19 protein-coding genes are annotated in these 22,801 nt (G+C 67.8%); 4 read left to right on the forward strand and 15 right to left on the reverse strand.

All coding sequences use genetic code 11. The annotated features are described in order from the left end of the window. Nucleotides 1-8 precede the first annotated feature (8 nt). The 3 genes from B9Y95_RS17525 to B9Y95_RS17535 form a co-directional block, all read right to left on the reverse strand. Entirely contained in the window at nucleotides 9-512 is a 504-nt protein-coding gene (locus B9Y95_RS17525) for a GNAT family N-acetyltransferase (protein WP_234994160.1), read from the reverse strand. 51 nt (nucleotides 513-563) lie between these two features. Next, nucleotides 564-746, reverse strand: coding sequence for a hypothetical protein (locus B9Y95_RS17530; protein ID WP_085513859.1), 183 nt, complete (start codon nucleotides 744-746; stop codon nucleotides 564-566). Between the two features lie 61 nt (nucleotides 747-807). Beyond that, nucleotides 808-1,986: a Fic family protein gene (locus B9Y95_RS17535; protein ID WP_085513860.1), complete on the reverse strand. Its 1,179-nt coding sequence runs from the start codon at nucleotides 1,984-1,986 to the stop codon at nucleotides 808-810. 220 nt (nucleotides 1,987-2,206) lie between these two features. On the opposite strand from B9Y95_RS17535, the gene B9Y95_RS17540 reads away from it, so the two are divergent. Beyond that, nucleotides 2,207-3,529, forward strand: coding sequence for a GNAT family N-acetyltransferase (locus B9Y95_RS17540; protein WP_085513862.1), 1,323 nt, complete (start codon nucleotides 2,207-2,209; stop codon nucleotides 3,527-3,529). Nucleotides 3,530-3,571: 42 nt separating this feature from the next. Here B9Y95_RS17540 and B9Y95_RS17545 read toward each other — a convergent pair whose 3' ends face one another. The 5 genes from B9Y95_RS17545 to B9Y95_RS17565 all read right to left on the reverse strand — a co-directional run bounded on the left by B9Y95_RS17545 (nucleotide 3,572) and on the right by B9Y95_RS17565 (nucleotide 8,226). Next, on the reverse strand, nucleotides 3,572-3,949 hold the full coding sequence (locus B9Y95_RS17545; RefSeq protein ID WP_085513864.1) for a bleomycin resistance protein: 378 nt from the start codon (nucleotides 3,947-3,949) through the stop codon (nucleotides 3,572-3,574). 38 nt (nucleotides 3,950-3,987) lie between these two features. After that, on the reverse strand, nucleotides 3,988-4,824 hold the full coding sequence (locus tag B9Y95_RS17550) for a dienelactone hydrolase family protein (protein ID WP_085513865.1): 837 nt from the start codon (nucleotides 4,822-4,824) through the stop codon (nucleotides 3,988-3,990). 28 nt (nucleotides 4,825-4,852) lie between these two features. Continuing rightward, nucleotides 4,853-5,473, reverse strand: coding sequence for an SHOCT domain-containing protein (locus tag B9Y95_RS17555; RefSeq protein WP_143736565.1), 621 nt, complete (start codon nucleotides 5,471-5,473; stop codon nucleotides 4,853-4,855). Between the two features lie 246 nt (nucleotides 5,474-5,719). After that, on the reverse strand, nucleotides 5,720-7,087 hold the full coding sequence (locus B9Y95_RS17560; protein ID WP_085513869.1) for an SNIPE associated domain-containing protein: 1,368 nt from the start codon (nucleotides 7,085-7,087) through the stop codon (nucleotides 5,720-5,722). After that, entirely contained in the window at nucleotides 7,084-8,226 is a 1,143-nt protein-coding gene (locus B9Y95_RS17565) for a hypothetical protein (RefSeq protein ID WP_234994162.1), read from the reverse strand. Before B9Y95_RS17565 ends, B9Y95_RS17560 begins: the two co-directional genes overlap by 4 nt. A 372-nt stretch (nucleotides 8,227-8,598) precedes the next feature. On the opposite strand from B9Y95_RS17565, the gene B9Y95_RS17570 reads away from it, so the two are divergent. From B9Y95_RS17570 to B9Y95_RS17580, 3 genes are all read left to right on the forward strand, one after another. Further along, on the forward strand, nucleotides 8,599-11,688 hold the full coding sequence (locus B9Y95_RS17570) for a lamin tail domain-containing protein (RefSeq protein ID WP_085513871.1): 3,090 nt from the start codon (nucleotides 8,599-8,601) through the stop codon (nucleotides 11,686-11,688). 199 nt (nucleotides 11,689-11,887) lie between these two features. Then, nucleotides 11,888-14,266, forward strand: coding sequence for a zinc ribbon domain-containing protein (locus tag B9Y95_RS17575; protein WP_085513873.1), 2,379 nt, complete (start codon nucleotides 11,888-11,890; stop codon nucleotides 14,264-14,266). 124 nt (nucleotides 14,267-14,390) lie between these two features. After that, a complete protein-coding gene (locus B9Y95_RS17580; protein ID WP_234994163.1) occupies nucleotides 14,391-15,167 on the forward strand; it encodes a MerR family transcriptional regulator in 777 nt (258 codons plus the stop codon). Nucleotides 15,168-15,179: 12 nt separating this feature from the next. Here the strand turns inward: B9Y95_RS17580 and B9Y95_RS17585 are convergent, their stop codons facing one another. From B9Y95_RS17585 to B9Y95_RS17615, 7 genes are all read right to left on the reverse strand, one after another. After that, complete coding sequence (locus B9Y95_RS17585; RefSeq protein ID WP_085513877.1) at nucleotides 15,180-16,064, reverse strand: DUF2268 domain-containing putative Zn-dependent protease; 885 nt, start codon at nucleotides 16,062-16,064, stop codon at nucleotides 15,180-15,182. A gap of 249 nt (nucleotides 16,065-16,313) precedes the next feature. Further along, a complete protein-coding gene (locus B9Y95_RS17590) occupies nucleotides 16,314-17,243 on the reverse strand; it encodes a DMT family transporter (protein ID WP_200811434.1) in 930 nt (309 codons plus the stop codon). A gap of 98 nt (nucleotides 17,244-17,341) precedes the next feature. Then, nucleotides 17,342-18,307 carry a BadF/BadG/BcrA/BcrD ATPase family protein gene (locus tag B9Y95_RS17595; RefSeq protein ID WP_200811435.1) on the reverse strand — a complete coding sequence of 322 codons (966 nt, stop codon included), beginning with the start codon at nucleotides 18,305-18,307 and terminating at the stop codon, nucleotides 17,342-17,344. Nucleotides 18,308-18,309: 2 nt separating this feature from the next. Then, nucleotides 18,310-19,470 carry an SIS domain-containing protein gene (locus B9Y95_RS17600; protein WP_085513879.1) on the reverse strand — a complete coding sequence of 387 codons (1,161 nt, stop codon included), beginning with the start codon at nucleotides 19,468-19,470 and terminating at the stop codon, nucleotides 18,310-18,312. A 116-nt stretch (nucleotides 19,471-19,586) separates the two neighbouring features. After that, a complete protein-coding gene (locus B9Y95_RS17605) occupies nucleotides 19,587-20,480 on the reverse strand; it encodes a carbohydrate ABC transporter permease (protein WP_085513881.1) in 894 nt (297 codons plus the stop codon). Next, nucleotides 20,480-21,445 carry a carbohydrate ABC transporter permease gene (locus tag B9Y95_RS17610; RefSeq protein WP_085513883.1) on the reverse strand — a complete coding sequence of 322 codons (966 nt, stop codon included), beginning with the start codon at nucleotides 21,443-21,445 and terminating at the stop codon, nucleotides 20,480-20,482. Before B9Y95_RS17610 ends, B9Y95_RS17605 begins: the two co-directional genes overlap by 1 nt. Next, the gene (locus B9Y95_RS17615; protein WP_085513885.1) at nucleotides 21,445-22,800 is read right to left on the reverse strand and encodes an ABC transporter substrate-binding protein; all 1,356 of its coding nucleotides are present in this window, start codon (nucleotides 22,798-22,800) and stop codon (nucleotides 21,445-21,447) included. The genes B9Y95_RS17610 and B9Y95_RS17615 overlap by 1 nt, the downstream gene beginning before the upstream one ends. Nucleotide 22,801: the final 1 nt, after the last annotated feature.

The following is a 22,801-nucleotide window of genomic DNA, read 5'->3' on the forward strand; positions in this document are numbered from 1 at the left end:
TGCGGCGGCTACTCAGCGAGGTGATCGGCGTCGCTGAGGGCGTCCGTCGATCGAAGTCGCATGCTCAGCACGTGCCGCACCGACCCGTCTGCGCCGCGGTCGTCGTCCACGCGCCGCATGCCGATCTTCTCCGCCACGCGCGACGAAGCCCGGTTGTCGGGGTGGACGATCGCGACGAGCTCGAGCGAGTCCGTGTGCTCCAGGGCGAAGTCCCGACTGGCGGCGGCGGCCTCGGTCGCGAACCCCCGCCCCTGCCAAGCGGGGCTCACGTGGTACCCGACCTCGAGCTTCAGCTCCCCGTTGACCCGCTGCCAGGTCAGGCCGCAGTCACCGACGAAGTCGCCGTCGCGGGTCTCGATGATCCACAGGCCGAGACCGTGCTGGGCATAGTTGTCCTCGTTCCAGGCGATCCACGCCGCGGCCTGCTCTCGGGTCTTCGGTGACGGGTAGAACTCCATGACCGCAGGATTGCCGAGGAGCTTCGCCATCTCGTCGAGGTCCGCCTGTGTCATGCGCCGGAACCTGAGGTGCTCCGTGTCGTGGGGAACTGGCATCGGTTGCCTCTACTGCGGCAGGCCGCGTCCTGCGGCGGCTCGGCGCTCGGCTTGTGTCTCCGCGTGGTGCTTCCGAAGCGCTGACAGGACCGCGGTCCTGATGATGAAGATCCACACCAGCACGAACAGGATGAAGCCGAGCAGCCAGGCAGTGACGGAGAAGATGGTGAATGCGGTGGGATCGATGTTCACGCGTGAAGGCTACCGAAGTCGTGCGCCCGGGTAGTCGGGGGTCGCTCTTCAGCGGGGCCGATCAACCGCGCCGCATGCTGCGCGCAGCGAACCCGTCGAGCGCTGCCAGAACGGGAGGCGCGGTCCAGAGACGGTTCCGCTGTCGCGACGAGCCGACCGTGAGGATGCCACGGTCGACGAGGGTGTCGAGGGTGTTGAAGACCGTGCGATCTGAGGCGTCGAGATGTTCGCGCACGAGCCGACTGTTCATCACCGGATGTTCCAGTGCCAGTGCTGTGATGCGATGCGCGGCCGAATCGGCGCGGATGTCGCGCAAGGCCTGCTGCCATGCGGCCCGGATGGTCTCGATCTCCTCCACCAACGTCCGTCCGTTGGCGATCGCGAGTAACGCACCGTCGGCGAAGACGCTGACGATCGGCTCGACGTCGCCCTGCCGATAGCTGGTGAGTGCAGCGAAGTAGTCGTCACGCTGCTGCAGGATGCCGGCTGAGATGGGCACAGTGACCCCGCTGGTCAGTCCGACTCGCCGGAGGGCGGCCTGCACCAGCGCTCGACCGGTGCGCCCGTTGCCGTCAGGGAACGGGTGGATGGTCTCGAATTGCGCGTGAGCGACGGCGATCGCAGCGAGCGGGAGGGGTGCCGGTCGGACGGAGTAGGCGATGAAGTCGTCCATCGCCGCTGCGACACGGTCATGGTGCGGCGGAACGAAGTCTGCTTCATGCGGACCGAAATTGCCGCCCCCGATCCAGACCTGCTCGTCGCGATATCGACCGGTGATCTCCGGTGCCGATGTGCCGAGGAGCTGCTCCTGCATGGCGATGATCGTCGTGTTGGAGAGCTCGTCCGATGCTGCGAGTGCTGCCTCGAGAGCTCGGACATTGGCGACGATGAGCGGTGCGTTCCCGGTGTCACGCTCGTCCAACTCGGCTTCGGCGATCGCCTTCGCGCTGCTCGTCAGGTTCTCGATCTGCGAGCTCGACGCCGATTCGCTCCGCAGCAGGATCGACGAGAAGGGCGCGGTGACGTGACCGACCTCGCTGTCGAAACGGATGATCCGTTCCTGCGCTTCGCCCAGCAGTTCCACGAGATCATCCGACAAGCGGATGTCGAGGTCCGCGATCGGCGGCGTGACCGCGGCGTCGTATGGCTGTGCGAGGAGCAGCCGCTCGCGCTTCGGCAACGCGTCGGGAGCGATGCGCGACCGCCAGGGCCGCTGTTCATACGTGACAGCGGTCGTCATCGTCCCCTCCTGTTTCCCGGCCGAAGTTGCAGTTACGAAGGCCGTTAGTGAAGTTTAGACGCTTATCCTTCACTAAGGAACCTTCGAGGTGCAGCTTGGAGGCCGTCGTGGCAGGTTTGACTCTCCCGTATACGGTCGAGGTGTCGATCACCCTGCCGTGAGGTCGCGGTCCCATCGCGCTTCCCTGGGGTGTGTCAGGCCGGGTCGTTAGGCTGGAGTCGTGGCCAACAGCAAAGATTTCGACACCCGGTACGAGCTCCGTGAGTTCCCGTTCGCGAACGGGGCCGACGGCGAACCGACGCCCGAGAGCCTTGCGGCCCTCGACGCCATCGGATTCGGCTTCCACGAGTCCACCCCGAAGCCGGAGGCGCGCAAGCGCAAGGTGAACGAACTCATCGCCGACGAAGCGGTGCTGCTCGGCGCCTACGTCCGCAAGCCGCAGCCCGGTTCGGTCGACGAGACCTGGCCGGCCGGCACCTTCTCCTGGTTCCCGAAGGCGCTCAGCTGGGGCGACGGCACCAGCATCAACACGCAGGCGATCTCCGACGTCACGGTCCGCCCGACCGAACGACGCCGAGGGATCCTACGCCGCATGATGACGCAGGCTCTGGAGCGCGGCGTCGCCGACGGCTATGCGATCGCCGCCCTCACCGCCAGCGAGGGCACCATCTACCGTCGCTTCGGGTTCGGCTCCGCGATTCGTGAGCGCAACGTCGTCGTGAAGCGCGCGAAGGCCCTGCCGTTCCTCGCGCCGACGAGCGGCATCGTGTCGGTCGTCACCCCCGAGTACCTGGTCGACGGCGTCGCACGTCAGGTGTTCGACCGCTTCGACGAGCGTTCGATCGGGTCCATGGTCCGCAACACCGGGTCCTGGCCGCTGGTCCTGGGCACACTGGGTCGCGACGGCGAACCGGCGAAGGACACCCGCGCCGCCGTGCACCGTCCCGCCGACGGCGAGGAGGTCGACGGCTACGTCACGTGGCGCATGGTCGAGCAGCCCGGCGGTCAGACCGGCATCGAGATCATCGACCTCGTCTACGCGACCGACTCGGCCTACCTGTCGCTCTGGGAGTTCCTGCTCTCCATCGACCTCAACGACGTCGTGAAGTACAACCGCGCCAGGCTCGACGACCCGATCGTGTCGGCCCTCGGCGACAACCGCGCCTACGACATCGAGCACGAAGAGGACCACGTGTGGCTGCGCGTCCTCGACCTCCCGGCCGTCCTCGCGTCGCGTCCCTTCGCGGTCGACGGCTCGTTGACGATCGCCGTGACCGACGCGCTCGGCTACGCGGCGGGCACCTTCCGCCTCGAGGTGACCGGTGGCCGCGGCACGGCCACGAAGCTGAGCGACGAGACCGACGCTGCCGGCGCCGACCTGGCGCTCGACGTCGCCGACCTCGGTTCGCTCCTGCTCGGCGCGGTCTCCCCGGTGTCGCTCGCCGCAGCCGGTGTGCTGCAGGCGGCCGACCCTGCTGCGCCGCTCCTGCTGCGATCAATGCTCCAGACGCCGCGCGCACCGCACGGGATCACGTTCTTCTAGGCGTTCCCGAGCAGCGACCCGCGGATGCCGCGCCGTCGCGGATCAGTCGCGTTGCTCGATGAGGGTGAGCTGCGTGCCGTCCGGGTCGATGAGGAATCCAGCTCGGAGTCCCCAATCCTGCATCCGGACCGGGTGCAGGCGAGGCGCGCCGACGGTCGCCTCGGCGATTCCCGACTTCTGAATGGTGTCGTAGAGCTCGTCGACGTCGGCCACGCGCAGACAGCACATGAAGTTGCTCGACGCAGGGTCGAGGTCGGGTGCCGGGAAGAACTCGAGCTGCAGACCACCGCGGACGAGGATCAGCCAGCCCTCGTCTCGGAACGTGCGCTCGAAGCCGAACGCCGAGTAGAACGTCTCCGTCGCATCGAAGCTGCGTGACGGCAGGTTCGGTGTCGCGCGGTCGTGTCGTGTCGAAGTCATGGAGTCGATGATCGCAGCGGGACGGGCGGCTGGGAAGATCAGGCCGACGTGGTCGGTTTCGCGAGTCGTTCGCGGAGGAAGGCGACCACGCGCTTGCGGGCTTCGAACGCCGGGTGGCCGTCGCGCTCGCGGACCTCGCCGGTGAGGACCGAGTGCGCGGTCTTCGAGAAGCCGGCGGCGTTGCCGGGGGAGGAGTCGAGTTCGATGACCTCGAACGCGTCGCCGAGCTTGGCCGCGATGGTGGCGAAGCGCTCCCGCGGGACGGCTCGATCCTCGCTGAAGCGGAGGCCGAGCGCGCAGACCGAGCCCTGTGCCGCACGGGCTGCGACGGCGCCGAACTCGGCGGCGGACATCCCGGGGTCGATGCGGCGGGCACGGCTGACGGGGAACGGCGTCGACGGCTGGCTCATGACGGAGGCGAGGACGTGCTCGTCGACGGCAGCAGCGAGGGCGAATCCGCCGGTGAAGCACATGCCGATGACGCCGACGCCAGGGCCCGGCGTGCGGGCCGCGAGGTCGGCGGCCAGTGCCCGGACGTGGTCGGCGACCGGTCGGTGGGCGCCGGTCGCGAACGCCTTGAACTCGGCGGAGACGCAGACCTTGCTCACGCTCGCGAGCGTGTAGCCGATGGTCCCCTCGTGGCCAGGCGTCCCGAACGGCGAGGGGATAGCGACGGTGAAGCCCTCGGCGACGAGGTGCTCCGCCAACCCGAGGACCTCGGGCGTGAGTCCGGGTAGTTCGGGGATGAGGACGACGCCCGGCCCGGACCCTTTCTCGAAGCGGTCGTGCGTGACGCCGCCGCCGGTGAACGGGGTCCGCACCCAGCCGGTGAGGTCTGCGCGCGGAGCGGTGTCGGTGGTCGCATCGTCGGTCATGGGGTGAGCGTAGTCCTGTGACAGGTTCCTACAAGCGCATCAGCATCTCGGACCGCTTCTCCGTAAACTCCGCCTCACTGATGAGTCCTGCTTGGTGAAGCTGCGAGAGCGTGCTGAGCTGAGCCGCGATATCGATTTCATGTGGGGCAGCCGCTTCGCCCGGTTCGATCGCAGGTGCATTATTGCGGGGCAGCCGGTCTTTCAGTATTTCCGCAAGGTGCGTCAACGCTTGCTCCGCAATTCGTGGCTTCCCGTCAGACTCAGACGAAGCGGTGATGCCGGAGCTAGTGACCATCTCCACCGGCGCCGGTTCGGTGCGACGGTGCTCGAGTACAAGCGCGAAGTGGGTGAAGAGCTCATCCGGAAGTCTCACGAGTGAGCGCTTTCCGTCAGCCCAACTGACCCGAACGACTCGGGGTGGCCGTCGCGCTTCAAGAGCAGCGCCAACAGCGGCCGACCCGCCCTTACTGAGGAATCGCGGTAGCAGGGCGCCTGCAACTGCTTGCCCTACGGCGCTGACGACTCCGTCTTTCGACTCTGAGAGGACTTCCTCCCATTCGGAGACCTGGACGTCATTGAGCTTCTTCCACTTCAGCCCGGCCTGCACCACGAGGTCGCTTCCAATGACAGTGGACACCGTCGCGTCCATGTAGTGCCCACCGATGACTCGGCCGACCGCCATTAGAGGGCTACTCCGGCGGAGCGCGTGGGCTGCGGCATGAGAAAACCTCTTTCGTTGTGGAGCGGCGCACCGATGACTAGGTGGTGACCAGCCTGTTGCGGATCAGAGGGCTCACCTCAGTTTGACCCTTTCGATGTGAGGGTCATCAGTCCCAAAACGGGTCACGGAGCAGGTGTGGCCAAACCTCGGGAGCGAAGAGTTCTTAGACGCGAGCTACGAGCCGAGGGCCACGATCTCGTTCCGAGATTGGCCTCGTTGTGGCCAACGGCCGAGGGACTGCCGATACTCCGTAGCTTCGGCGCTGTCGGAGAATTCGAGGATGTTGCCGACCTTCTGCAGGAGAACATCGCGCACCTCTGCCGGGCTAGCGAAGAAGAACTCCTTTCGAGGGTTGGCCTGATTCAGAGCCCGGTCTGCAAAATGCTTGTGCAGCTCGTTCTCCAGGGTGACGGCGTCTTCCGAGAAGAACAAGGTGTGGGTGTCGAACCGGAACGGCACCGAAGCTCCACTGAGCTCGGAGATTCTGTCGGTCGGAGTCAGCCGACGAGTGAGTCCGATCTTCACGACGTCGGGGCCGAACGCTCCCTCGTTTGAGATGACGTAGATGTATCCGGCACGGATGTTCGCGGCTCGGAAGTCGTTGTCAGCGATCGCCTCGTCGATAGCCCCGAGACGACGGAGGAGATCCTCATCGGTCTGCCCTTGGTTCTGGAGGGCAGCGAGCGTGTTGACCAGGTGAGCGCGCTCTTTGTCCAGACGTGCTCGCTCATCGTCGAGTTCCTTCTGAACACGTTGCTCTTCCTTGATCCGTGCCCGCTCCTCCTTGGCTTCTTCCCGCTCAACCTGCTTCTTCATGAGCCAATCAGCGGTCAGCTCGATCTCCTTCTCTCGAAGTCGATGGAACTCGTCACTGATCCGCATCTCCATCAGCGCACCAAGCTTCGCGATCGCGGTGCGAGACGACTCGAGACGCTTCTTCGCGGTCACGACGTTTCCCGCACGAAGTGTCCGGAGCGCGTTGTCGGCTTCGGAGTTGTAGGCACGCAACATGAGCTTGGCGAGATCCGAGGTCATGCGCTTGCCCTGAGCTAGGGAGTTGTTGAACGTGAAGAGTTCGGACTTCTCGATCGCGCGGTCGTCCCGAACGAGCGAGGCGATGCGAGCCTCGATCGCTTGGAGCCGCAATTGGTAAGCGGCAGCGGTCTCGAGAGGATGGTGGAAACGGTAGATGCCCACCGACTGCAGGACTCGTGCGTCGTCGAGTTCTACGAGGTCGTCTGTATGCCCGATGGCCAACTTCTGGCGCAGGGCGGCGTTCTCACGCTCGAGTTCCTGGATGCGGACGGAGGTTGCTGCATTCGTCGAGGTATTCGGCGTCTGCGGCGTGGTCACGGTTGTCGGAGCCACTGCGGCTGGTGCTTCGGCTTCGCGTCCTTCATTCGGATCGATCCACAGTGCCCAACCGGCTGGGGCAGGTGGCCAACTCGGATCTGGCGTCCAGCTCGCGGGCGGCCTCCATCCGGCGGGAGGCTTCGGCCATCCCGGCGGCGGGTTGAAGATCATCGATCCGTTATCCGTCATGCTCGGCGAACCCCGCTGCCGTCGACCGCGATGAGCCCGTGCGGGTTCTTCGACACGACTGCGCGAAGGTGTTCCAGGGTTGCGGGCGGAACGACCGCGGCCAGATCCAGCTTCAGGAACTCGTCGCGAGAGACGGCCAGGGCGAGGAACTGCACGTAGGTCTCGCGCCCGGTCGCCGGGTTGATCGTCTCGGTGCCCAATTCGAGCGACACATTGTGGATGAGGGCGCGCCGATCGGCTTCGAAGACTTCGTGGACGCTCCGCAGTCCGACGTTGTGAACGATTGCCGCGTATCGATCTTTCACCTCCTTCGCCGCCAGCGGAGACGCGGAGATCTCATCTGACGCCTTGACGTACCGATAGCCCTTGGTCGTCGGGATCTGGTCCGGCCCAGGGATGGTCACTCGCAGACTGAGTTCGGCTGTCGATGGTTCGAACGTCGCGTTGGTGTCGACCGTGAACCACTCCGGGTAGACCGAGTTCGCCATGACGATGCCGACATACTCCTGGACGGCTTCTACTGTGCCGTAGCCGAGACCGGTGATGAGCTGGTCCAGCTCGGCGTTCCGCTGGGCTGCGGCAGTCTCGCGCGCTTCGCACTCCTGCGTGTACTTGGATTCTTCGAATGCGAGCCGTCCACGACGCTTCTGCTCCGCAGACTCGTATGCCGCCTGTTGTGCCGCACGCTGTTGCGGGAGTCCAGCGACCGCCGCCTGCCAGGCGTAATAGTCGGCTGCATAGCGTGCTTCCACTGCTGCCTGTGCCTCGGCGAGCTTCCGCTTCTTGCCGAACATCCCGACCGGCTCCTGGGCGGCGTACTTGACCGGCAGCGGGGGATCGGGGATCGGGGTGGGAGCGGATGTCGGGACTCGCAGATCGACTCGAGGGAACGGTGGGTGTTCAACTCGGACACGCAGCTCCTCGAGGTCGACGTAGTCGTCGACATCCAGTGTGGCGCTGAGCAGCCCGTCGATCTCTGCGTACTGATCGCGCAGATCCGCGTTCCGTTGATCCACCTCGGCCTGCATCGCGGCGACGTGCGCGGCTGCCGCTTCCTTCTCAAGGCGCTTGCGATCGGCCTCTGACGCGCGAGCTGCGGCGAGCTGCGCTCGTTCGGCCGCGCGTTGCGCTTGTTCCACCTGGCGAACGTTCGCGTTGTGTTGTCGAACTGCGTTGCGTTGTCGCTGCTCCGCGAGCCTCGTCTGGTGCTGCATCTCCGCCAAGAACCCACGCCGTCGTGCCATTTTCTCCCCAATTCGGTCGTCCACATTGTATGTGGCGATGGGCCACGAGAGAGCGCGATCAGTCCTACGCGAGTATGGGCCTGCGGGTGCGCGCCGCGACGGTGATGCGGGCTCGCGGTCCGTCGTGCCAGGCGTGCGCGAGCGTGAGCACGTCCCGCCTGGGAAGCCACCCGCCGTTCACCTCCCGGTCACCGCCGCTCCTCCACCCGGCCACCCCACGCCGATGGGATGGGACACGATCCCCGTCCCTTCGTGCCCTGGAGACCCATGCCCCGCCTCAACCGTGTGTTGACGATGACCGCCGCGTGCGCCATCGGTGCAACCGCCCTCATCGCGACGCCCGCCGCCGCCATCGCCGCCCCAGCGCCGGGGCTCCAGATCAACGAGGTCGAGTCCTCCGATGGCGTCCCCGGAGACTGGATCGAGTTCACCAACACCGCAACGACCGCCGTCACGCTCGACGGCTGGGTCGTGAAGGACAACAAGGACGAGAGCAACTACACGTTCCCGGCCGGTACCGTCGTCGAGCCCGGTGCTTTCCTCGTCGTCGACGAGGACCAGCTCGGCTTCGGTCTCGGCAAGGCGGACTCGGTCCGCCTGTTCGACCCGACCGCGGCGATCGCCGACGAATACTCGTGGACCGCACACGCGCCGGTCACCTACGGCGTCACCGCCGACCGCGCCGGCTGGGCCGAGACCACCGAGTCGACGAAGGGTGCCGCGAACGTCTTCACCGCACCCGAGGTCCCGGAGACCGACGGTGAGATCCGCATCAACGAGATCGACTCCCAGCCATCCGACTGGGTCGAGTTCTTCAACCCCGGCACGACGGCGCTCGACATCTCGCGCTACGAGATCCGCGACAACTCCGACGACCACCGCTGGCAGTTCCTGCCCGGCACGTCGATCGCCCCCGGCGAGTTCCTCGTGGTCGACGAAGCGACGATCGGCCTGGTCGGCGGCACCGAGACGCAGGGAGCGTTCCGCGACCCGATCGGTATCGGTAGCGCCGACGAGATCCGCCTGTTCGACGCGACCGGCACGCTCGTCGACCGCTCGGGAACGTGGAGCGGCCACGCGGCCATCGACGGTGACTTCATCGCCGCCACGCTCGCCCGCTGCCCCGACGGTGAAGACGACTTCACGCTCGCACGCATCACGAAGGGCGCCGCGAACGACTGCGTCCTCCCGAACGTCACGATCAACGAGGTCGAATCCGACAAGGACACGACCGACTGGGTCGAGATCGTCAACCTCGAGGCGACGGCGCTGGACATCTCCGGCTGGACGCTCATGGACAACGACCCGGTGGGTCACGCCACCGACACGACTCCGCTGCCCGCGGGCACGATCCTCGAGCCGGGCGCCTACTTCGTCTTCGATCAGAACGTGAACTTCGCGTTCGGGCTCGGCAACGGCGACACCACCACCGTGCGGAACGCCGCCGGCGCGACGGTCGCCGAGTACACCTACGCGGCCCACGCGGACGGCGTCTTCGCGCGCTGCCCCGACGGCACGGGCGAGTTCGTCGACACCGCCGTCTCCACCAAGGGTCTGCGCAACGCCTGCGGCAACCCGGTGCGCATCAACGAGGTCGAGTCCGACGGCGGATCGCCCGACGACTGGATCGAGCTCGTCAACCCGACGACCGCCGCGCTCGACGTCTCCGGCATCGTCGTGAAGGACGATGACGACACCCACGCCTACGCCATCCCCACCGGCACGAGCATCGCGGCAGGCGGCTACCTCGTCATCGAGCGCGCAGCCCTCGGCTTCGGGCTGGGCGGCGGTGACACGGTCCGCCTGTTCGAGGGCGACGCACTGCTCGACTCGACCACCTGGGGCGAGGGACACCCGGCGAACACCTGGGGACGCTGCCCCGACGCGACCGGCGCCTTCGCTGCGACGGCCGAGGCCACCAAGGGGGCGGCCAACGTCTGCGCCGGTGAGATCCCGGTCGGTCCGTGGCCCGGTTCGCCCGACGTGACGGTGCTCGACACCACGCCGATGTTCCTTGAGGACAGCTCCGGCCTCGACACCCAGGTCACCGCCGACGGTGCGTTCCTCTGGGCGGTCGACAACGGCACCGGCTCGTTCTGGAAGCTCGCGATCAACGCCGACGGTTCGGTCTCGTTCGTCGACGGTTGGGAGCAGGGCAAGCGGGCCCGCTTCCAGAAGGACGCGTCGAACTCGTCTGCTGCGGGTCCTGATACCGAGGGCATCACGGTCGACGGCGCAGGTTCCGTCTACGTCGGTGTCGAGCGCGACAACAGCGTGAAGGGCACGACGCTCAACGCCGTGCTCAAGGTCGACCCGAACGCGCCCGGCCCCGACGTCGTCGCCTCCGAGGAGTGGGACCTCACGGCCCTGCTGCCGACGGTCGGCGCGAACCTCGGTGTCGAGGCCGTCGAGTGGGTGGCCGACGGCGACCTCGTCGGCAAGCTCTTCGACGACAACACGAAGGCGACGTACGACCCGGCGGACTACGCGGGCCACGGTGACGGACTGTTCTTCGTCGGCGTCGAGGACACCGGCGACGTGTACGCGTTCGCACTGAACGCCGACGGCTCGGCCACGCTGATCTCGACGATCGACCCGGGCCTCCCGGCGGTCATGGCGCTCGACTACGACACGACGCTCGGCGTGCTGTGGGCCGTATGCGACGACGGCTGTGCAGGTACCGGTGCGCAGATCACGTTGAACGGGACTGAGCAGCCGGGGATCGCTCAGGTCGAGCGTCCGGCGGGCCTGCCCAACCTCAACAACGAGGGCTTCGCGACCGCGCCGGCCTCCCTGTCGGTCGACGGCAAGCGTCCCGTGTACTGGTTCGCCGACGGCTACGCTTCCGAGGCCCTGCGTCTCGGGTCGCTGCCCGGAACGACCACGCCGCCCGTGACGCCCCCGACCGGTGGGGTCACGCCACTGCCCGGGACGAGCCTCACCGAGGCCAACCGCGGTGCGATCACGCTGGCGGACACCGTGCGGCGGGGCGAGACCGTGACGGTCGGCCTCGAGGACCGCTTCGCTGCGACGGCCGTCGAGGTGTGGCTGTACTCGACGCCGGCGCGAATCGCCACCGGCACGACGAACGCCGCTGGTGACCTGCTGGCGACGATCCCGGCCGACGCGACGCTGGGTGGCCACCGGGTCGCGGTCTACGCGGCGGACGGCTCGCTCATCGGCTGGACCGAGGTGCGGATCGTCGCGGCAGACGGGACGAGCGTCGACGGTTCGGCGTCGGGTGGGGCGCTCGCGACGACGGGTACCGAGCTGCCGTTCGGCACGATCGGTGCGGGGGTCCTGCTGGTCCTCCTCGGTGGTGTCCTCGTCGCAATGCGGAAGCGCCGCGCCGCCTGAACCTCCTGAACGGCTGACCAAGACGGCCCCGATCGCGCGAGCGGATCGGGGCCGTTCCTGGTGAACCTCCGGTATCATCATCTGAAGTTTCAGATATGAGATCGAGCCCCCTGGGGGCGAAGGGGGAAATATGACGAACGACGCACCACGTTCTCAGACCGATAATGCTCAGCCGGTCGACAATCGATCCGCCGCCGGCGTGACTCCGGCAACCGCGCCAGAGGCTCGTACCGCACCTGAACAGACCTCCTCCCGGCACCGACAGTCGATCTGGCCGCGGATCGCTTGGGCCTCCGCGATCGCCGGGCTCGCCCTCGTCGCGGCGCTCATCGCTGCTGCCCACATCACCATGATCAGCAGTCTCGCCGTGCCGACCGATCAACGGGACCTCCTCGTCCTCAGCACGATCCCCGCCCAGCTCGTCGGGATGGCTGTCGGAGGCGTGTTGACCGTCGGCGTCTCCGGGTACGGTGTGGCAATGTCCGCATCAGTGCTGTGGATCCCGATCCCGCTCACGGCCGTGGTGACGGCGGTGCTGGTCGTCGGGGGTGCAGCAGATGAACATCGGAGGCCCACGGCGGTCGCGCACCGATGGATCTTCAGCGGCCTCAGTGGGTTCGTCCTCTCGCTGTCGGTGTTGCTACTCACAGCGGTCTCGTCGCTCTCGAACGCTGCAGACGCGGTGCGGGTCACGGCCAGCGCGGCATCGCCGACCGCCGGGCTCGGAGCACTCGTGCTCGGGACGCTGGCATCGTTCCTCGGCCGGGCCATCGTGCACGCTCGCGCGGCCGGCAGACCGCTGACCCAACGCGGCGGACCCGCCCTGCGTGCATGTTGGTCGGCGATGGGTGCAGCCGCGCTGTACGCCGCCGTCGGTGTCCTCATCGCCGGGGTGGCTGCCATCATCTGGGCGGTGACCGCCGCGCCCGAGCCGTCGGTCGCGTTCACCGGAGCGCTCTGGGCGCCGACAGCAGGACTCGTCGCCCTCGCGCTGATGAACCTGTCGGCGGTCACGGTGAGCGGCGGCGGCGCTCTCGTGGACGCAGTGGTGCCCGAGGGTGCGCCGTGGCTGCCGTCGATCGCGCCGCTCTGGGTCGTCGTCGTAGCGATCATCGTCGCGCTCGGCCTCATCGTCTTGGCGGCGACCGTGCTCCGACTCCGCCGCCCGGCCACGGCGAACGTCGGGGTGGCCTGGCTCATCACCGTCGGTGTCTTCGGATGCCTCGGTCTGCTCATCACCGTGTTTGGTGGAGCGACCGCTTGGAGCGATTCTCAAGCCGGCGGCTTCGGCTTGTTCGGGAGCATCTTCATGCAGGTCATGCGCGGGACGGTGACCATCGGCGTCGCCCCGTGGACGTGCCTCATCTTCATGGTGGTCGGTGTCGGGGTCGAAGCAGCCTCCCGTCTCGTCGCGCCGTCGCTGATCGCAGTGCTGCCGGCGCGGCTGACGCGCGTTATCGCGGAGGCCGGCAAGGCACGATCTTCAGGGGTCTCCGTCGACGCTGCGGAGCCATCGTCTGCGGTCGTGTCGGCGTCACTCGAGTCCTCGACCCCGGATCCGCTGTCGCCGGAGCGGAAGCGGGCGGTCCGCACCGGTGTCGTCGTCGCGGGAAGCGTGCTCGTCCTGGCCGTCGGCGGATCGGTCGCCGTAGCCGTCCTCAACGATCAGGTCTTCAGCCCGACGCAGCAGGTACGGAACTACCTCGACGCGGTCGTCGCCGGGGATGCGTCTCGCGCCATGGAGCTGGCCGACATCAGCGCGAGTTCCAGCGATCGCGTCCTGCTCAGCGACGACGTCCTGCAGGCGACGACGTCACGCATCACGGGGTATCGGGTCATCGAGGTGACGAGCGAGCAAGGTCGGACCGCTGTCGAGGTGGAGCTCGATCAGGACGGTCGCAAGATACGGAGCGACTACGGTCTCGTCGCAGAGGGCAAGGTCGGCCTCGTCTTCGATTCCTGGAGGCTCGAGACCGTCAGACTGCCGAGTCTGGCGCTCGAGCTGCCCGAGGGGATCGACGAAGTGATGGTGAACGAGCAGCCGATCGATGTGTCGGATGTCATTCGAAGCGAATTGGGCACGGTGTCGCTTCCCGTCTTTCCCGGCGCCTACACCCTCGCCTTGCCTGAGGACTCCGAATGGGTCACCGGCTCCACGGCACGCCTATTGGCCACAGCGGAGGGTGGAAGGTCCCTCACTGAGGGTGCCCTGGAGCTCGAGCCGACGGAGGCGCTCGTCGAAGAAGTGGACCGGCAGGTCGACGAAGTCCTCGCCTCCTGCGCCGCGGCGACCACCTTGCGTCCCGACGGATGCCCCTTCTCGGTGTACGCCTTCACGGCGGACGTCAGCGATGTGCACTGGTCGATCACGAAGGAGCCCACCATCGAGATCACACAGCGCCTGCGAGGAGGCCTGGCGTTCACCACCGCTGAGAACGGTGAGGCAGCAGTGACCTACACGTCGAATGCGCGCTACTTCGGTGGACCAATGTCCGGCACGGATCGAATCTCCGTCGACGGGAAGATCGACCTCGATGGTGGTGCTCCGGTCGTCACGTTCGACACCTCGTGGTGGTGAACCGCGACCGGTCCGGCTGCGCGCGTCGTCGACGCAAGAGCCGGAGGCGCAGGTCGGGCCCGGGTGCGATGCTGGGTGGATGGACGAGCATAGGAGGGCCGAGCATAGGAGGGCCGAGGGTGGTGTGACCGTCGGTCGGGCGGCGGCCGAGATCGGGGTCTCCGTGCGGACGCTGCACCACTGGGATGAACTCGGGGTCGCGCAGCCGTCCGGAAGGAACCAGAGCGGCTACCGATCGTACCTGTCCGTCGACATCGCCCGACTCCGCCGGGTCGTGCTCCTCCGCGACCTCGGTGTCCCGCTCGCTCGCATCCCCGCCCTGCTCACCGCGCCGGCCGCCGAACGACGCGCGGAGCTCGCGGAGCGCCGGCGCGAACTCGGCGACACCATCGAGCGACTCGAAGCCGTCGCCCGGTCCGTCGACCGCCTGCTCGAAGCCGACGAGCTCGGCGTGCTCGTCCCCGAGGACGAGCGCCAAGCGGTGTTCGGTGACGACTGGAACCCCACGATGGCCGAGACCGCGCGCACTCGCTGGGGTGACTCCGCACAGTGGGCCGAGTACGCCGAGCGGTCCGCGACCCGCACGCCGGACGACTGGCGGGCGCTGGTCGGGCCCATGCGCGACCTGGTCGACGAACTCGCCGAGGCCAAGCGCGCCGGTGTCGTCGCCGGAAGCGAGACGGCGAACACCCTCGCCGAACGGCATCGCGCCGCCCTCAGCGAGTACTTCCACTGCACGCCGTCCATGCACGTGATCACCGGTCGCCTCGCCCTCACGGAGCCCGGCATGGCCGACACCTACGACCGGATCGAGCCCGGCCTCGCCGAGTGGCTTTCGAACATCATCGACGCGAACGCGCGCAGCCACGGCGTGGACCCCGACACCGCCGTCTGGGAGTGAGGGCGATCCGCCTCAGCCCAGCTCGCGGAGTGCCACCTCGATGATCGTCGCGCTCGGGACGTGCAGCGCCTCGGCGGCGGTCGCCCCCGTCACCGACAGGTAGGCGTCGACCAGACGGTTGCCCGCTGCATACCCGGCACCCATCGGCAGACCGACCGGCTCGCCCCCGTATCGCAGCGCGGCTTCGTCGCCGTGCACCCACGAGACGAAGTGTTGCATCCCTCGGACGTCGAGACCCCCGACGACCCGGTCGAACACCGCGTCGTCGTCGAGGTGCGCTACACCGATCGGCGTGTAGCCGGACGGTCCGTACATCTGCCGGGCGAACGCGTCCGCGAGCCCCTCCGACACCACCTGCTCACCGACCACGACGGTCGCCGGATCCCACACCACCCCACCCGGCGCGTATCGCAGATTGTGGTTGAGTTCGTGGACGGCGGACGCCTCGAGGCGCGCGAGGTTCTCCTCCGTCGGCCAGAGGATGAGGGAGATGAACCCGGTCGCGCTGCCGTTGCCGATGAATCCGCGGATCGACTCCATGAAGTAGGTGTCGTCGGGGTCGCCGAGGACGAGCAGGACGGTGATGTCGGGGACGACAAGGGTCGGTACCGCGTCGAGCTGGGTGGCGATCGCCGCGTCGAGTGCCCGCGAGATCCGTCCCCACGCGTCCGCCGCGACGAGTCGGTCGAGGCCGTCGACGACCCGATCCCGACTCCGGCCGATCGGGAACCCTGAGCCCATCGAGTGCATGGAGAGCAGGTCGACCTCGCCCGGGAAGTACCGGTACATGTCGGCGACGGGCTCGAGCATGGCCCGGAGTCGCGCTGGTCGTTCGGCTTCCGACGCGTCGAGGACGGCGCGCATGCCGCTGGCGGTGTCGAGGATCGTGATCGTCATGGTGACGACGCTAAAGCCTCACGCCGCGTGAGGGTCAAGCTTCAAAGTCGCCCGTCCTCACGCCAGCGCGGTGCGCTGACACGAGCGACTCACACTCGGTAGGAGGACACCCCACCCGGCCCGAGTGCACCCGATGCGGCGTGAGCGCGCCCCGCACGGTCGAGCGCGGGTCTTTGGAGACCCGCGCTCGAGGCTACGCACCGCGCTCGCGTCAGCGCACCGCGCTGGCACGAACCGGGCGGGGAGGGGTCAGCGGTTCGCGGCCGCCCGAGCGCCGTCGCGGAGAGCCGGCGGGACGGCCTCGCCGCGCCGCTCGTCGCTGTAGACCATGAGTGTCGAGCCGATGAGCGCCAGCACGATCGCGATGGTGCCGAAGATGCTCGGCAGGGTCTGGTAGACGACGAGCGAGACGAGGATGGTGAGCACCGGCGCGAGCGCGTTGGTCGTCGGCGCCACGACGGACGCCTTCCCGCGGCTGAGCGCCATCACGAGGAACAGCGCCCCGACCGCGTTCAACAGCTGCGTGCCCGCCGTCAGCACCGGTGCCTGCCACGGTGCGTCGAGCGGGAGCCCACCCATCGCGATGATCGCGAACGGCGTGAGGATGAGGCCGCTGATCGCCATCCACGAGAAGGTCGTCGCGTCGTTCACCCCGATGGTCGCGGCCTTGCGCATGAAGAACGCCTGGACGCCCCAGGCGATGCTCACGAGGATCGCGATGATCAGCCACGGCCCTGACGCGCCCTCGGCGGACCCACTCGACACACTGAAGAGCACGATCGCCGCGAGTGCCGCGACGAGGCCAAGCACGGCAAGCCTGTTCAGCCGCTCCCGCAGCAGGATGACGGCCATGATGACGGTGATCGTCGGGGAGATCGAGATGATCGGGAAGATCAGGTAGGCCGGGCCGGTCGACAGGGCGTTGAACAGCAGCAGCTGTCCGCCGGCGCCGGTGAGCCCGATCAGCAGTCCGTAGACGGCGGCTCGTGGTCGACGGTCGAAGGTCTGGCCGCGCAGCGCGAACACGGCGGGGATGATCATCACGACCGCCCAGATGACGTAGACCATCTCGTCCGGGTAGCCGTACAGCGTGATGGGGAGTGACGAGAACGCCCCCCAGACGCCCCAGAACAGCACCAACAGTCCGGCGTACAACATCCAACTCTGGGTCTTCTTCACGATGGTCTTCCTTGACTGCTGATTCGGGCAGGAGTGTGCACCCCCGCGGTCGCCGGGGTGACGGTGATGGCGTCCGCGGATGCGGGCGGGGTCGCGAGCTACCGGGAACCCAGGCGGTCCAGGGCCGTCTCGGCCAGTGGCGAGCCGTGCTGCTTCGCCGCGTACAGGGCGGCGCCCACCGCGGGACCGAACATCGGGACGCGGAGTTCGTACGCCGGCGGCAGCGCGTGGAGCGCCTGCTCGAACCCGACTCGGATCGCGTCCGCCGTGAACATCCCGCCGGAGTAGGAGACCGGGACGACCTCGTCGTCCAGGAAGCCGAGCGCGACGCGGGTCGCCTCCACGATCTCGACCAGCTCTCCGCTCGCCTCCCGCAGGATGGTCGCCGACGCCTCGTCACCGTGGCCGGCGGCATCGACGACCGTCTTCGAGAGGTCGGCGATCAACGCACGCTGCCCCTTCCACTCGTTGACGACGACATCGATCACATCGAGATCGCTCGTGATCCCGACCCGCAGCTTCATGAGGTCGTAGAGCGGTCCGCGCGACAGGCGGCCGTCGCTCATCCGCGTGAACGCGTTCAAGCCCCGGGCGGCGATCCAGTACGCCGAGCCCTCGTCGCCGAACAGCTCGCTCCAGCCGCCGACCCGGTGCCCGCGGCCACGGCGCTCGCCGTAGGTCATCGACCCGGTCCCGCTGATGACGTTGATCCCGTCGACGGCGCCGAGCGATCCGGCCCAGCCGCACACCATGTCGTTGTCGCACGAGTACCGCCCGTGGCCGAGCACCTCGCCGGGGATCGCGTTCAGGCGGTCGAGGTCGGAACTGACCTCGCCGTATCCCGGCAGCCCGAGGAACGCCTGATCGATGTCGGATGCCTCGACCCCCGCCCGCGACGTGACCGCCGCCACGCACTCGGTGAGGATCCGACCGACGAGCTCGATGCCGTCGTCGAAGTAGTAGCAGCTGGCCGTCTGCGCTTCGGCGACGATGTGTCCGCCGTCGTCGAGGAGCACGAACGCCGTCTTCGAGCCGCCGCCGTCCACACCGAGGAACAGTGACACGCCTACCGCTCCTCGGGTGCGGTGCCCGCTGCGTCGGCGGTCACCGGGTGGATCCGCACCCCCTGCACGACGCGGTTCACCGTGCCGCTCGGGAACGGGTTGTCCGGGGTCGCACCGAGCTGGAGCGAGTACGACAGGCCGAGCAGCTGCGCGACGAGCACGTAGCCGATCGCGAGCTGCGCGTCGTCGAGGCCGGCGAGCTCGGGCAGCACCCAGTCGTACGCCGTGGCGCCGGCGACCGGCTCCGAGGAGATCGCGATCACGCGCTCCGGCGACAGCATCGCGCGCAGTTCGGCGACGATGTCGAGGTCGTACCGCCGCGTGTACGGGTCGGACGACAGGTAGACGATGACGAGCGTGCTGTCGTCGACGACCGCCTTGGGTCCGTGACGGAACCCGAGCGCCGAGTCGTAGTAGGTGACGATCTGTCCGGCGGTCAGCTCGAGCAGCTTGAGCGCCGACTCGCGTGCCAGGCCGGTGAGCGGGCCGCTGCCGATGTAGACGACGCGTTCGCACCCCTCGTTGGCCAGGGCACGGATGTCCACCTCGCGCTGATCGAGGATCGTCGTCGCTCCGGCCGCGAGCGCCTGCACCGCGGCGTCGTCAGCGCCGCCGAGGATGAGGAGGACCGAGAGCAGCATCGAGCTGAAGCTCGACGTCATCGCGAAGCCCTCGTCGTTCGACCGCAGGGGCATGAGGACGGTGAGCGACGAGGCGCGGTCGTGGTGGCGTCGGTACAGCTCGCCGGTCTCGTCGCACGTGATCACCAGGTGGTGCACCTCGGCGAGCGACTGGTCGGCGAGTTCCGTCGCCGCCACGCTCTCCGGGCTGTTGCCGGAGCGCGCGAACGACACGAGGAGCAGCGGGACGTCCTCGGCGAACGACTCCTGCGGGTTGGAGACGATGTCGGTGGTCGCGACCGCGTCGATCCGGCGACGAAGCGTCCGGGTCAGGGCCGGTGCCGCGATCTCGCCGATGAAGGCCGAGGTCCCCGCCCCGGTCAGGACGATGCGCAGCTCGGGCCGTGCCAGGAGCGGCGCGAGGAACGCGTCGATCTCCTCGCGGCGGGCGGCGATCCCCGTCGACGCCTCGAGCCAGACGTCGGGCTGCTGGGTGATCTCGCGGACGGTGGCTTCCGAACCGACGATGGTGGTGATGGACACGGGTTGCTCCTGGGGTGGGTCGAGGTGATGAGGGGGAGTTGGGGGCTATCGATGTTGGTTGATCGTGTGACGCTCTCGCGGCGATGGACGTGATCCTGCCACGCCGGGATCGGTGCCTACCCCTTGAGGCCTGAGAAGGTCATGGTCGCCACGAACTGCTTCTGGGCGAAGAGGAAGAACACGATCAGCGGGAGCGTGGCGACGACGTTGCCGGCCATGAGGAGCGCCCAGTCGGTGCGGCGGGCGCCCTGGAAGTTCGTGATGCCGAGCTGCAGCGTGAAGGCCTGGTCGTTGTTGATCGCGATGAGCGGCCAGACGAGGTCGTTCCACGAGCCCAACAGGGTGAAGATCGCGAGCGTCGCCAGCGCGGGCTTCGCGAGCGGCAGGATCACCCGGAAGAACACCTGCAGGCGGGTGCAGCCGTCGATGAGCGCGGCCTCCTCGAGCTCCGCCGGCAGCGACAGGAAGAACTGCCGCATGAGGAAGATGCCGAACGCGGACGCCAGCCACGGCACGATCGCCGCCCCGAGGCTGTCGATGAGCCCGATCCGGGAGAACAGGATGTAGGTCGGGATCATGAGCAGCTGCGTCGGGATCATGATCGTCGCGACGATCATGAGGAAGCCCATCGTCTTGCCGCGGAACTTCAGGCGCGCGAACCCGTAGCCGGCGAGCGAGCAGAGCACGAGGTGGGACAGGACCGCGACCGTCGACACGATGACGGTGTTGCCGAGCCAGAGCAGGATGTTCGACTCGGAGAAGAGCTTCGCGAACCCGTCGAAGGTGATGTGCGAGGGGAGGATGCGGGGCGGATAGGTGTTGATCTCCGACTCCGGCGTCACCGAGGTGATGAACATCTGCACGAACGGGATGGCGAAGACGATCGCGATCGGCGCGAGCACGAGGTGCCAGGGGCTGAAGCGTCGACGCGTTCGTCGTTCGGCGGGCGGAGCGGTCACGGACGGCTTGCCGGTGGCGGCGTCGCGTGGTGGGGTGGTCAGGGCGGTCATCAGAATGCCTCCACGTTGGAACGGCGGGAGTACAGGACGACACCGATCGTGGCGATGAGTGTCACCACGAACAGCCCGTAGGCGACCGCGGAGCCGTACCCGAACTGCAACTGCTTGAACGCCGCGTCCCAGAGGTAGAACACGATCGTCTGGGTGGCACCGAGCGGGCCGCCCCTGGTGGTCGTGTACACGAGGTCGAACAGCTGGATCGCCTGGATGAACTGCCAGATGGCGACGAACACGGTGACCGGCCCGAGCTGCGGGAAGGTGATGCGCCAGAACGACTGCCAGGCGTTCGCACCGTCGATCCGCGCGGCCTCGAGCAGTTCGGAGGGGATGTCCTGCAGCGCCGCCAGGTAGATGACGGTCGTGAAGGCGGCCTGCCCCCAGAGCGACATGATCGTGATGACGACCATCGCCTGCCCCTGGTCTTCGAGCCAGCCCTGCGCCGGGAGTCCGAGGAACCGGAACACGGTGTTGAGGAGCCCGAACTGCGGGTTGAAGAGGTAGGTCGTGAGGATGCCGGTCGCGGCGGCGGAGGCGACGAAGGGGACGAAGATCGCCGTGCGGTAGACGCCGATGAAACGGATCCGGCGGTTGAGTGCGACGGCGAGGAAGAGTCCGAGTCCGAGCGACGCCGGGACGAAGAGGAGCGTGTAGACGACCGTGTGGACGACGGCCGCCTGCAGCTCGTCGTTGCCGATCATGCTGGCGTAGTTCTCCAGCCCGACCTGCTCCGGCTCGCTGAACCCGTCCCACTTCTGGAGCGACAGGAAGAACGCCCAGATCGCGGGGAAGATCGACAGGCCCAGCACGATGAGCATCGCCGGCGCGACGAAGCCCCAGCCGGTGAGGCTGTCGCGGAACCGTCGTCCGGAACGTCGGGGCCGGGCCGGAGCGCGCTCGGCACGCTCCGGCTTCGGCTCCGTCGATGGACGTGTGTCGCGTCCGGCGACCGTGGACATCAGTCCTCCGCCAGGGCGTCGTCAGCGGTCTTCGCGGCGTCCTCGAGCGCTTGCTTCGGGTCGCCCTGGCCCTGGAGCACCGAGGAGATCGCCTTGCCGATGGCCTCCGAGAGGCCGACGTAGCCGGGCACCGTCGGGCGGGCCTGCTTGGCGTTGACGCCGTTCTCGGCCATCACGTCGAGGCCGGGCAGCTGAGCCACCTGCGCCTGGAACTCGGGGGTGTCGATCTCACTCGAGCGCAGCGGGAGGTTGCCGTAGGCGACGTTCCACTTGAGGTCCTGCTCCGAGTCGGTGAGCCACTTCGTGAACTCGTACGCCCAGTACTCGCGGTTCTTGTCCTTGTGGTCGAAGAGCGCCCAGACATCCGGGCCGGAGACGGTCTGGTGATCGCCGTCGGTGCCGGGGAGGACGGTGACGCCGTACTTCGTGCCCTTCGTCTGCAGCGTCGACAGCTGCCACGGGCCGGAGGTGATCATGCCGATGCGGTCGCTGGCGAAGAGGTCGCCAAACTTCGTATCGGTCTGGTCGAGGTAGACGCTCTTGTCCTCGACCGCCATGTCGCGGAGGAAGGTCAGTGCGTCGACGCCCGCATCCGAGGCGAACTCGGCCGTCTTGGCGTCGTCGGAGATGATCGATCCACCGTTCTGCCAGAGGTGCGGCCAGAACTGCCAGGTCGTCTCCTCGCTGCCCGACACCGAGTAGGCGTAGCCGTAGGTGTTCGTCGCCGGGTCGGTGAGCTGCTTCGACGCCTCACGGAAGTCGTCCCAGGTCCAGTCCGCCGTGGGGTAGTCGAGGCCGGCCGCATCGAACACGGTCGTGTTGTACAGGAGGGAGATGTTGTCGACCACGGCGGGGAAGCCGATCGTCTTCTCGCCGGTCGGCTGCACCGTCTTGCGGGCCGCCTCGGAGAACTCGTCCCACTTCACGTCGGGCTCGGCCACCTGGTCGGTGATGTCGAGGGTGCGGCCGGACGCCTCGAGCCGGCTCGCCCAGGAGCCAAAGGCGTACGAGACGTCGGGGTAGTTGCCGCCCGCGAAGCTCGCGGAGAGCTTCTGCAGGAGGTCCTCCGTGGACGGCGCGCCCGAGGACACGTCGATGGTCACGTTGGGATGCAGCTTCTCGAAGTCGTCGACGAGACCGGTCAGGATCTGTTGCGCGGCGTCGGCCTGCCCGGTCCAGAAGGTGAGTTTCACCTTCGCGTCCTTGTCGAGCGTCGTGGCACCGGAGGATCCGCCGGCGCACCCGGAGAGCGCGAGCGCCCCGACGGCGAGGACGGCGGTCGCGGTGATGAGGCGACGTGCGCGGCGGGCGTGCGGTGAGGTGGAAGCGTGGATCGTGGAACGGGGTGGGAACATC

Origin of the sequence: Plantibacter flavus, assembly GCF_900177615.1 — a bacterium.
Lineage (GTDB): Bacteria > Actinomycetota > Actinomycetes > Actinomycetales > Microbacteriaceae > Plantibacter > Plantibacter flavus.